Source organism: Kocuria sp. SM24M-10, assembly GCF_001027955.1.
GTDB lineage: Bacteria > Actinomycetota > Actinomycetes > Actinomycetales > Micrococcaceae > Kocuria > Kocuria oceani.
Map to the genome: position 1 here is coordinate 65148 of NZ_LDNX01000024.1, position 10351 is coordinate 75498.

Below are 10351 nucleotides of genomic sequence, written 5' to 3' on the forward strand. Positions count from 1 at the left end.
GCCGACCCCGCCCCCGGGACCGCCCCGCACCCGCCGCACGGTGGCACACTCGGTGCCATGCGTGAGCTCGTCGTCCTCGGCACCGCCTCCCAGGTGCCCACCCGCACCCGCAACCACAACGGCTATCTGCTGCGCTGGGACGGGGCGGGCCTGCTCTTCGACCCCGGGGAGGGGACGCAGCGGCAGATGACCCACGCGGGCGTCTCCGCCGCGCAGGTGACGAGGATCTGCCTCACCCACGTCCACGGCGACCACTGCTACGGACTGCCCGGCGTGCTCTCGCGCATGGTCCTGGACGGCGTGGATCACCCGGTGGACCTGCACTACCCGGCCTCCGGCGAGGAGGTGGTCCGGGCCCTCGTCTCCCTCGCGACCCCCGGCCTCGACCTGCGACTGCACCCCCACGGAGGCCCGGGGGCCGTGGCCGCGGACCTGGAGGTGCGCCCCCTGCACCACCGCGTGGAGACCTACGGGTACCGGCTCACCGAACCGGACGGCCGCACGATGGTCCCGGAGCGGCTCGCGGCGGCCGGGATCGCCGGCCCGGACGTCGGCCGGCTGCAGCGCGAGGGCCGGCTGCGCGGCGTGGACCTCGAGGACGTGAGCGTCCCCCGGCCCGGCCGGCGCGTCGCCGTGGTCATGGACACGGCGCCGTGCCCGGGCGCGGAGGAGCTCGCCGAGCGCGCCGACCTGCTCCTGGCCGAGTCCACGTTCGCCGACGACGACGCCGCTCTCGCCGCGCGCTACCTCCACCTCACCGCCGGGCAGGCCGGGTCGCTCGCGGCCGCCGGGGGCGCAGGGACGCTGGTCCTCACCCACTTCTCGTCGCGCTATCCCGACGTCGCCCCGCTCGCGGAGCAGGCACGCCGGCGCGTCGGGGCCGCCACCGTGCTGGCGGCCCAGGACCTCGAGCGGTTCCCCCTGCCGCCGCGACGCCCCGGCCGCCCCGGGGGCGGCACTCCGGGGCACCCCTGACGGATTGCTAGACTCGGGGGTCCCGCACTTCCTGGAGGTCACCCCATGCCGCACCGTGTCCGCGGAGGCACCATGCAGATCGGCGAGCTCGCCGAGCGCACCGGCCTGTCCCTGCGCACGATCCGTCACTACGACGACGTGGGCCTGCTGCCGGCCTCCCGCACGGAGGGCGGCTTCCGCGTGTACACCGAGCAGGACGTGGAGCGGCTGCTGGTCGTCCGGCAGATGAAGCCGCTGGGGTTCACCCTGGAGGAGATGGCCGAGCTCCTGGAGCTGCTCGGTGCCGGGCCGGCCTCCCCGGAACGGCTCGCGGACTACCTGGAGCGCGCGCGGCCGGAGCGGGACAAGCTGGCCCGCAAGCTGGCCCAGGCCGACGAGTTCATCGCCATGCTGGAGCACCGCCTCGTCCGGTGACGGCCTCCGCCGTCGGGCCGCTCCGCCCCCCCACCGGATATGCGATCGGTCACGTCGGGCGGCCCGGGGCTCACTCTACCCTTACGCTAGGTTAGGGTTGCATGGGCACGGGCCACGGGCGCCGGACCGCGCCGTGCCCGGCTGCCGCCGCTGCGCACTCCCCTCCCCGTGGCCGCACGCCACCCGGGGACCCGCGCGCCCTCGCCCGCTCCGCCCCCGCGCCCTTCTGCTCTGCCGCCCTCACGAACCGCCCTCCTGCCCCCACGAACGGAGCCTTCCCATGGCCACGACGACCACCGGCCCCGCCCCGGCGCTGACCCCCGAGCAACGCCAGTCCGTCCGTCGCACCCTCCGCTCCCCGCGCCACCTCAAGACCGAGGTCCTGGCCGGACTCGTGGTCGCCCTGGCCCTGATCCCGGAGGCGATCGCGTTCTCGATCATCGCCGGGGTCGATCCGCGGGTGGGCCTGTTCGCCTCCTTCACCATGGCCGTCACCACCGCGGTCCTCGGCGGCCGCCCGGCGATGATCTCCGCCGCCACCGGCGCGGTGGCCCTGGTCATCGCCCCGCTGATGGCCTCCCACGGCATCGACTACTTCATCGCCGCCGTAATCCTGGCCGGCCTCTTCCAGGTGGTCCTGGCCCTGATCGGCGCGGCGCGGCTCATGCGCTTCATCCCCCGCTCGGTCATGGTGGGCTTCGTCAACGCCCTGGCCATCCTGATCTTCAGCTCCCAGATCCCGGAGCTGATCGGTGTGCCCTGGGCGGTGTATCCCCTCACGCTGCTCGGCCTGGCGATCGTGTTCCTCTTCCCCCGGATCACCCGGGCGGTGCCGGCGCCACTGGTGGTCATCGTGGTGATCACCGTCCTCGTCGTCTCCTTCGGCACCGAGGTCCCCACGGTGGGCGACAAGGGCGCGCTCCCCGAGTCCCTGCCCTCGCTGTTCTTCCCCGACGTCCCGCCGAACCTCGAGACCCTGCGGATCATCGCCCCGTACGCGCTGACCATGGCCGTGGTGGGGCTGCTGGAGTCGCTGATGACGGCCAAGCTCGTCGACGACATCACCGACACGCCCTCACCCAAGACCCGCGAGTCCTGGGCCCAGGGCGTGGCCAACGTGGTCTCGGGCCTCTTCGGCGGGATGGGCGGCTGCGCGATGATCGGCCAGACCATGATCAACGTCAAGGCCTCCGGCGCCCGCACCCGGATCTCCACGTTCCTCGCCGGGGTGTTCCTGCTGATCCTCGTCGTCACCCTGGGTCAGGTCGTCGCGGTGATCCCGATGGCCGCACTGGTGGCGATCATGATCTTCGTGTCGTGGGCCACCTTCGACTGGCACTCCGTCCGCCCGGCGACCCTGTCCCGGATGCCGCTGCCGGAGACCCTCGTGATGGTCTCGACCGTGGTCGTGACCGTGTGGACCCACAACCTCGCCCTGGGCGTGGTCGTGGGGGTGCTCGTCGCCATGGTCGCCTTCGCCCGCCGGGTCGCCCACTTCGTGAGCGTGGACCGGGAGCTCGAGCAGCGCAGCGGCCGGGAGACGGCCGTCTACACGGTGCACGGGGAGCTGTTCTTCGCGTCCTCCAACGACCTGTACACGATGTTCGACTACGCGGGGGACCCCGGGCACGTGGTCATCGACCTGTCGGACTCCCACCTGTGGGACGCGTCCACCGTCGCGGCCCTGGACTCGGTGACCGACAAGTACGCCCACTACGGCAAGCAGGTCCGGGTCGTGGGCCTGAACCAGGCCAGCCGTCGGATGCGCGTGCGCCTGGGCGGGATGCTCAACGGCGGCGGGCACTGAGCACCGCCTGAGGGGCAACTATTTGCAATGACAACCCTTTGTGTCTGCATGTGAACCAGCTCACATTCGGGCTCTTGCCGAGTGGCCGGGAAGCGAGCATCCTTGCTTCTCACGAGGGGATTCTGTGGTCGGTACAGGACCATCCCCCGGCTCCCACAGCGTCGACCGGTGGGGCGCCCCGGATCCGGAAGGTCCGTGGCGTCGTCAAGAACCGGTCCGCGGAGGGGAGCAGCAGGGAGCGGGGCAGGCTGGGGGGCCGCCCCGCTCCCCCTGTTGTGGGGCGGCTGTTGGGGACGGCGCCGAGAACCGGTCGACGAGAACCACCGTGCGGGCCCGTTCTCGAGGACTGCCGCCCCGAAGTACCACCCCGAACTACTGCCCCGGACTGCCGTCCCGAGCGGCCAGTGTGGACCGCCGCCACGGACCGCCGCCACGGGCCGCTGTCCGGCACCGGCGGCGAACCGCTGCCGGGGCTGCTGCCGGGCCCGGACGCACGGCCCGGGACGGCGCCCGCCCCGGGCCGACCATCAACCGCGGGGTTCCGGTGACGGCCTCCCCGTGCCCGCGGGTCCGGGCGCTTCCCGTGCTGCAGGTGGTGCGCGTGGTCCCAGGAGAGCACCCCCGGTCCGGAAAACGCACTGCTGCCGGGAGGATGGTGGCGACCCCGTGGAACGCCGGTGACGATGGATCGCGGCGGTGCCGATGCATCGCCGCCGAGACGGCCCGGGCCGCTGCGCAGCGTGGCGCCCGGCCCGGGGCCGTCTCCGAGACGACCACGCCAAGGGGGTTCCATGCACGACGACACCGCCGCAGCCGTGCAGGCGCGCCTGGCCCGCCAGGCCGCCGAGCAGGCCGGCCTGACCACGGACCAGGTGTGGTGGCAGTACTTCGAGCTCGGCGGTGAGGTCGGGGCCCTGGAGATCGAGGCGTATCTGCACGAGTGCCTGGAGCTGCCGCCCGGACACCGGGACCTGATCACCTGCGCGGTCAACGAGCTGGCCGGCGGCACGGCCGCCGCCCGGGCGCCCTTCTCCTGGGAGCTCGAGGGCTCACGAGGCGACGCCGAGTCACCCGGGACCGGCCGGAGGCCGGGCCCCGGACTTCTTTCCTGAGAACCCCCAGGCCGAAGACCCCGGGGCTGCGGATCCCGGGACTGCCGATCCAGGGGCGGCGAATGCCGAGGCCGCGGAGCCTGGAGTCCTGGACCCGGCGGCCCGCGACCGGGACGGGGTCGCCCGGGTGCCGTGCGGAGGCAGTGGCAGAATGGGCCGGGTGCCGCCACGTCGGCGGCCCGCCCCCGGCGGAGCGCGTCGAACCGCTCGGCACGGTCCGTCGCCGCCGTGCGCTCCCACCTCGACCCTAGGATGTCGGATGGCCCGTTCCTCGCCCCGTTCCGCCCTCAGGCCCGCTTCGACCGGCTGGTCGACCCTGCACCGCCACCACATCGGCGTGGACGTCGGCGGCACCCGGACCAAGTACTCCGCCGTGGACATGGCCGACGGCTCGCTGACCACCCCGGTACTCCAGCGCCCCACTCCGGGGCCCGCCACCCCGGAGGCCGTCGCCGCGCAGCTCGAGCTCGTCGTGGCGGAGCTGTCCGGGACGGCGAGCGCACCGGATCCCGAGGCCAGCGTGGGGGTGGCGCTGCCCACGATCCTCCGCCAGGGTGTGGCGTGCTCGGCCGCGAACATCGACGACGCCTGGATCGGGCTCGACGTCCGCCGCTTCCTCACGGGAGCCCTGGGCCGCACCGTGCAGGTCATCAACGACGCCGACGCCGCGGGGCTCGCCGAGGTCCGCTACGGGGCCGGCCGCGGGAGCGCCGGCACGGTCCTGCTCATCACCCTGGGCACCGGGATCGGCTCCGCACTGATCGTGGACGGGAAGCTGGTGCCCAACCTGGAGCTGGGCCACCTGGAGCTGCGGGGCGTGGACGCCGAGGTGCGCGCCTCCGCCCTGGCCCGCGAGCGCGAGGGACTGGACTGGCCCGTCTACGCCGAGCGTCTCCAGGAGTACCTGGCCCACCTCGAGTTCCTCTTCTCGCCCGACCTGATCATCGTCGGCGGCGCCATCTCCGCCCAGCACGAGCTGTTCCTCCCGCTGCTGCGCCTGGGCGCGCGCGTGGTGCCGGCCGAGCTGCGGGACGCGGCCGGCATCATCGGCGCCGCCCGCCACGCCTACCTGGCCCTGCCGCCCGCGGAGGCCTAGCGCCGGAGGGCCTGGCGGAAGTACTGGATCCCCGCCAGGGCGTGCAGGACCGCGGCGATCTGGACCAGCACCCGGCCCACGTCGGTGACCTCGGGGCTGGACCACGCCGGACCCGCCAGCACGAGCACGGTCCCGACCATGAGCAGGGCCGTCTTGGCCTTTCCGACCGTGGTGACCCGCAGCGCGCCGAGGGACCCGCGCGCCAGCGTGGCGATGCCCACCACGACGTCCACCACCGCGATGACCACCAGCACCCACCAGGGAAAGAGCCCGACGACGCCGGCGGCCACCGCGATCGCCACGGTCCCCAGCCGGTCCGCGAGGGGGTCCATCACCTCTCCGACCCGGCTGCGCTGCCGCAGCGCCCGGGCCAGGGTGCCGTCGACCCAGTCGGTCAGGGAGAAGACGGCGACCAGGACCAGCGCCCGGACCGGTCGCTCGTCGATGTCCAGCACGGCCAGCACGGCCGGGACGATGAGTGCGAAGCGGACCACCGAGACCACGTTGGGCACCGTGACCACGCGGTCGTAGTACGGCGACTCCGCGGGCTCCACCTCGTCCTGGTGCTGTGCCATCCGGCCTCCCGTCCGTCGCCCCGCACGGACGGGCCGGGCCCGCCCGTGCTGCTTCCGAGGGTAGCCCGTCCCGGTCCCGGCACGGCACCGCGGAGACACCGCCCCGTCTCCTCCCGGGCCCTCGGAGCGATCGGCGACGTCGAGGTCCGCCGGGGCCCGGACCACCTGAGGTCCACATGCGGGGCCGCCCTGGGGACCGACGCGGCGCGACGGCTGCGGGCTACGCTGGGCGGGTGAGGCGGAGCCCGTCCCGGACTGCGCCCCGGACCCCGAGGAGACTCCCGTGGACCCGCGCGTGCACTTCGTCACCCTGGCCACCCCGGACCTCGACGCCGCGCGGCGGTTCTACGTGCACGGTCTCGGCTGGGAGCCGCTGCTCGACGTCCCGGGGGAGATCCTCTTCTTCCAGACGGCCCCCGGCACGGTGCTGGGCCTTTTCGACGCCGCGTCCTTCGGGCAGGACCTCGGCCGCACGGGCACGCCGTCCGCACAGGGCGTGACGCTCTCGCACAACGTGGACGGCGAGGACGAGGTGCGCGCGGCCGTCGCGGCGATGACGGCCGCCGGCGGGACCGTGCTGACGAGCCCGCGCCAGGGGCCCTTCGGGGGCGTCTTCCACGCGCACGTGTCGGATCCGAACGGCGTGGTGTGGGAGATCGCGCACAACCCCGGGTGGCGGATCGACGACGACGGGACCGTGCGCCTGGGCTGAGCCCGGCGCCCGGCCGGGGCGGTCAGCCGCGGACGTCGGCGCGCAGGTGGTGCTCGACGTCGTGCCGGAAGTACACCGCGAGGCGTGCCACGGTGAACTCCGTGCCGTCCCCGCGGCGGCCGGTCCGGGCCCACTGCTCCCCCGCCACCGCGTCGAAGGCGTCCGCCGTGGCGCGCAGCTCCTGGGCGATCTCCCCGGAGGCCTCGTACGGGTCCTGCTCGTTGTAGCGCTCCTGGACCGCGACGGCGTCCTGGTCCCAGTCGGGGAGGACCGGGTGCTCCTCGTCGAGCATGAGCCGCAGGCGCTCGCGGAAGACCCGGCAGAGGTCCCGGACGTGGCACGCGTACTCGAGCGGGGACCAGGTGCCCGGACGCGGCCGCTCGGTGATCCGGGGGCGCTCGAGGACGGCGACCCACCGCTCGACCGTGTCCCGCACCAGCTCGCCGGTGGCGGAGACGTCCAGGTGCGGGTCGAAGCCGCACTCGCCACAGCCCTGGTCGATGACCACGGTCCAGTCCTTGGTCTCGGGCGGGACCGGGGAGATGTCGGGGGCCTCGGGGCGCTCGGCGGTCATGCGGCCAATCTACCCGGGGCTCCGGTGCGGGGCGAGGACCCAGCGCGGACGGGGCATCCCGGAGACCGCGGCCAGCACGGAGGCGACGACCATCAGGGCCGCGCTGAGCAGGAAGGACTGCCGGCCGTCCAGGTAGCCGGAGCCCGCCGCCCCCACCGCCGCCCCGATCTGCCCGGCGGTCGCCATCCACGAGTACACCTCGGTCCGCCGGCTCTCCGGTGCCCGGGCGGCCGCGAGGCCGTACTGCGCGGTGATGACGACCGCCAGGCCCAGCCCCGCCACGGTCAGGGCCACCGCGGACCACACGAGCCCGCCGCGCCACGCCCCGAGCAGGCAGCCCAGCACCCACACGGCCGCCGCCGCGTGGATGTGGGCGATCCGGGAGCCGGGCGGGTCGGTGCGCCCGTAGACGAGCCCGCCGAGGATCGAGCCCGCCGAGAGCAGGGCCACGAGGAGCCCGGCCTGGGCCTCCCGTCCGGCCTCGGCGGCGACCCCCACCGCAGCCATCTCCGCGGTGGTGATGGCCCCCACGCTCCCGCCCGCGAGGGCGACGACGGGCAGCAGCCGCAGCGGCAGGGGGTGCGGCGCCGCCGGGCGCACCGGGATCCGCCAGTGGGCCCCCGCGGCGCGGGCCAGCAGCACGGACGTGGCCGCCCCGAGCACCGCGACCACGAGCAGCGCGTGCCGGGGCGCCGTCCACCCCGCCACGGCGGCCACGGCGGCGGGGCCGAGGATGAAGACCACGTCCAGGGTCACGGACTCCCAGGCCTGGGCCGCGTGCCCGAACGACGACGACGGGGCGCGCATGCTCCACAGGCTGCGCAGCACCGAGGTGCCCGGGGCGGTGAGAGCGCCGGTCAGGGCGGCGCAGAGCAGGACCACCGCCGTGGGGGCCTCGGCCAGGGAGGCCCAGAGCCCCAGCAGGGCGGCGGCCTGCGCCAGGCCCAGGACGCTCATCGCCGTGCGCGGCCCCGAGCGGTCCACCCACCGGCCCCGGGCGGGACCCGTCACCGCGAGGGCCAGGGCGAGCACCGCCGCGGACCAGCCGGCCAGCTCGCGCCCGTGCACGGCGTTGACGCTGAGCACGAGGGCCAGCGAGACCATCGCCATGGGCAGCTTGGCCACCAGGCCGAGCAGCATCAGGGACCGGGACCAAGGGTGGCGGAGCATCTGCGCGTAGGACCCGGCCAGGCGGTCGGCCCGGCTCACGAGTCCCGCCGCCCCGGGATCCCGCCCGGGGTCCGGCCCGTGCCCCCGGCCGGGGCCGGCGCTCCGCCGAGCAGGAGGGCGCCCGGAGACGGCGGAGCGGGGTCGAGGGCGTGCGGCACGCGCGCCAGTCTATGCGCGCGGCCGGCTCCGCCCGCCCCGCCGCCCGCACCGCCGCCCGCGCCGGGAGCGCCGGCGGCCTCCCGGTAGGCTGGTGCGCATGTCCTCCCCCGGTTTTCCGCACGCCGTCCTCTTCGACCACGACGGGACACTCGTCGACACCGAGCCCCTGTGGGACCGGGCCAAGCAGGACCTCGCCGCCGAGCACGGCCGGATCTGGACCCCGCAGGACACCGACGACACCCTGGGCCGCCCGGTGGCCGCCACGATCGACCGCATGCGGCGGATCGGGGTGCCGCTCGACGACGACCAGATGTTCCGGGCGATCTTCGAGCACAGCCTGCGGGTGCTGGAGGGGACGGAGCTGACCTTCATCGACGGGATCGGGGAGCTGCTCACGGAGCTGGCGGACGCGGGGGTCCCCGCGGCGATCGTCACCAACGCGAGCTCCGCGCTGGCCCGGCACACCGCCGCCGCGGCCCCGCCGGGCCTCGTCAGGACCACCGTGGGCACGGACGACTACGCCCGCGGCGTGCGCCCCAAGCCGGACCCGGACGCCTACCTCACGGCGGCGCGCCGGCTCGGGGTGGACCCGGCGCGGTGCGTGGTGGTGGAGGACTCCCCCGCGGGAGCGGCCGCCGGGGTCGCCGCGGGCATGCCCACGGTGGTCGTGCCCGGGGAGAAGGCGGTGGAGCCCGGTCCGGGGCTGCTGCACCTGCGCTCCCACCGGGAGCTGACCCTGGCGCTGCTGCGCTCGCTGGACCCGCAGTCCCCGTCGTCGCCCTTCCACCCCGCCCAGGAGGCCCGCCCGTGAGCTCCCCCGCCTTTCCCGCCGCCGTGCTCTTCGACCACGACGGCACCCTCGTGAACTCGGAGCCCCAGTGGGCCGTGGCCAAGCGGGCGGTGGCCGCCCGGTACGGCGTGGGGTGGAGCACCGAGGACGACCACGCCACGCTGGGCCGGACCGTGCCCGCCTCGGCGCGGCTGATGGTCGAGCGCGGGGCCGCGGGCACCGTGGAGGACATCACCGCGGAGCTCGGCCAGGAGGTGGCCGACTCCCTCACGGGCGAGGTCCCGTTCCTGCCCGGCATGCGTGCGCTGCTGGACGAGCTGGAGCGGGCAGGTGGCGGCGATCTCGTCGTGACCAACGCGCTGACCGTGGTGGCGCAGGGCACCGCGTCCGGAGCCCCGGACGTGCTGCGGGTGGTCGTGTCCCAGGAGGACGTGGAGCACGCGAAGCCGCACCCGGAGCCCTATCTGCTCGCGGCCCGGCGGCTGGGCGTGGACCCCGCGCAGTGCGTGGCGGTCGAGGACTCGCAGACCGGGGCCGCCAGCGCGGCGGCCGCCGGGATGCCGGTGGTCGTGGTGCCCGGGGAGCTCCCTGTGGAGGCCGCGCCCGGCTTCGTCCCCGTGGACGCCCACACCGACGTCACCTTGGCGTTCCTGCGCGGGCTCGCCCCTTCCGTCTGACGTTCCGCCGGACGTTCCGCCGGACGACGACGAGGGCCCGTTCCCTGCTGCTCCGCGGATTGCGGGGCGGCAGGGAACGGGCCCTCGTGGACGGTGCCCGGGCTGACCGGGCTGCGGCTCAGCGGGTCGCGGTGCCCTGCGGGGAGGACGCGCGGCGGGGGCTGCGGCTGCGGCGGCGCGCGGCGGCCTGCGTCGCCCGGTCCGGTGCGGACTCGGTGGAGTACGCGGGCGCGGCGGAGCGCGTGGGCGCGGCCGAGCGAGCCGGTGCCGCCGAGCGGGAGGCCGAGCCA

12 protein-coding genes are annotated in these 10351 nt (G+C 75.2%); 9 read left to right on the forward strand and 3 right to left on the reverse strand.

The genetic code is table 11. The annotated features are described in order from the left end of the window. Window positions 1-57: 57 nt before the first annotated feature. From ABL57_RS03015 to ppgK, 5 genes are all read left to right on the forward strand, one after another. Window positions 58-975, forward strand: coding sequence for a ribonuclease Z (locus tag ABL57_RS03015; protein ID WP_047801962.1), 918 nt, complete (start codon window positions 58-60; stop codon window positions 973-975). Between the two features lie 45 nt (window positions 976-1020). After that, window positions 1021-1389 carry a MerR family transcriptional regulator gene (locus ABL57_RS03020; RefSeq protein ID WP_047801963.1) on the forward strand — a complete coding sequence of 123 codons (369 nt, stop codon included), beginning with the start codon at window positions 1021-1023 and terminating at the stop codon, window positions 1387-1389. A 280-nt stretch (window positions 1390-1669) separates the two neighbouring features. After that, a complete protein-coding gene (locus tag ABL57_RS03025) occupies window positions 1670-3196 on the forward strand; it encodes a SulP family inorganic anion transporter (protein WP_047801964.1) in 1527 nt (508 codons plus the stop codon). A 791-nt stretch (window positions 3197-3987) separates the two neighbouring features. After that, window positions 3988-4308 (forward strand): hypothetical protein, encoded by a 321-nt coding sequence (locus tag ABL57_RS03030; protein WP_053004705.1) that lies wholly within the window; start codon window positions 3988-3990, stop codon window positions 4306-4308. Window positions 4309-4567: 259 nt separating this feature from the next. Further along, complete coding sequence (gene ppgK / locus ABL57_RS03035) at window positions 4568-5404, forward strand: polyphosphate--glucose phosphotransferase (protein WP_047801965.1); 837 nt, start codon at window positions 4568-4570, stop codon at window positions 5402-5404. On the opposite strand, the gene ABL57_RS03040 is transcribed toward ppgK, so the two are convergent. After that, window positions 5401-5979, reverse strand: a complete 579-nt coding sequence (locus tag ABL57_RS03040) for a CDP-alcohol phosphatidyltransferase family protein (protein ID WP_047801966.1) — start codon at window positions 5977-5979, stop codon at window positions 5401-5403. The two genes, ppgK and ABL57_RS03040, sit on opposite strands and share 4 nt — an antisense overlap. 283 nt (window positions 5980-6262) lie before the next feature. Here ABL57_RS03040 and ABL57_RS03045 point away from each other — a divergent pair, with 283 nt between their 5' ends. Beyond that, on the forward strand, window positions 6263-6691 hold the full coding sequence (locus ABL57_RS03045; protein ID WP_047801967.1) for a VOC family protein: 429 nt from the start codon (window positions 6263-6265) through the stop codon (window positions 6689-6691). A 22-nt stretch (window positions 6692-6713) separates the two neighbouring features. Here ABL57_RS03045 and ABL57_RS03050 read toward each other — a convergent pair whose 3' ends face one another. Continuing rightward, window positions 6714-7265, reverse strand: coding sequence for a DinB family protein (locus ABL57_RS03050; RefSeq protein ID WP_047801968.1), 552 nt, complete (start codon window positions 7263-7265; stop codon window positions 6714-6716). Between the two features lie 9 nt (window positions 7266-7274). Continuing rightward, a complete protein-coding gene (locus tag ABL57_RS03055) occupies window positions 7275-8474 on the reverse strand; it encodes an MFS transporter (RefSeq protein WP_047801969.1) in 1200 nt (399 codons plus the stop codon). Between the two features lie 217 nt (window positions 8475-8691). On the opposite strand from ABL57_RS03055, the gene ABL57_RS03060 reads away from it, so the two are divergent. From ABL57_RS03060 to ABL57_RS22610, 3 genes are all read left to right on the forward strand, one after another. Continuing rightward, window positions 8692-9405 (forward strand): HAD family phosphatase, encoded by a 714-nt coding sequence (locus ABL57_RS03060; protein ID WP_047801970.1) that lies wholly within the window; start codon window positions 8692-8694, stop codon window positions 9403-9405. Beyond that, entirely contained in the window at window positions 9402-10061 is a 660-nt protein-coding gene (locus tag ABL57_RS03065; RefSeq protein ID WP_047801971.1) for an HAD family phosphatase, read from the forward strand. The genes ABL57_RS03060 and ABL57_RS03065 overlap by 4 nt, the downstream gene beginning before the upstream one ends. 86 nt (window positions 10062-10147) lie before the next feature. Continuing rightward, on the forward strand, window positions 10148-10351 hold a 204-nt coding region (locus ABL57_RS22610), incomplete at its 3' end, for a hypothetical protein (protein ID WP_047801972.1).

What these genes read in the sequence shown, in the direction of transcription:
- ABL57_RS03015 (WP_047801962.1), top strand. Translation starts at nt 58, where the DNA reads ATGCGTGAGCTCGTCGTCCTCGGCACCGCCTCCCAGGTGCCCACCCGC.
- ABL57_RS03020 (WP_047801963.1), top strand. Translation starts at nt 1,021, where the DNA reads ATGCCGCACCGTGTCCGCGGAGGCACCATGCAGATCGGCGAGCTCGCC.
- ABL57_RS03025 (WP_047801964.1), top strand. Translation starts at nt 1,670, where the DNA reads ATGGCCACGACGACCACCGGCCCCGCCCCGGCGCTGACCCCCGAGCAA.
- ABL57_RS03030 (WP_053004705.1), top strand. Translation starts at nt 3,988, where the DNA reads ATGCACGACGACACCGCCGCAGCCGTGCAGGCGCGCCTGGCCCGCCAG.
- ppgK (WP_047801965.1), top strand. Translation starts at nt 4,568, where the DNA reads ATGGCCCGTTCCTCGCCCCGTTCCGCCCTCAGGCCCGCTTCGACCGGC.
- ABL57_RS03040 (WP_047801966.1), bottom strand. Translation starts at nt 5,979, where the DNA reads ATGGCACAGCACCAGGACGAGGTGGAGCCCGCGGAGTCGCCGTACTAC.
- ABL57_RS03050 (WP_047801968.1), bottom strand. Translation starts at nt 7,265, where the DNA reads ATGACCGCCGAGCGCCCCGAGGCCCCCGACATCTCCCCGGTCCCGCCC.
- ABL57_RS03060 (WP_047801970.1), top strand. Translation starts at nt 8,692, where the DNA reads ATGTCCTCCCCCGGTTTTCCGCACGCCGTCCTCTTCGACCACGACGGG.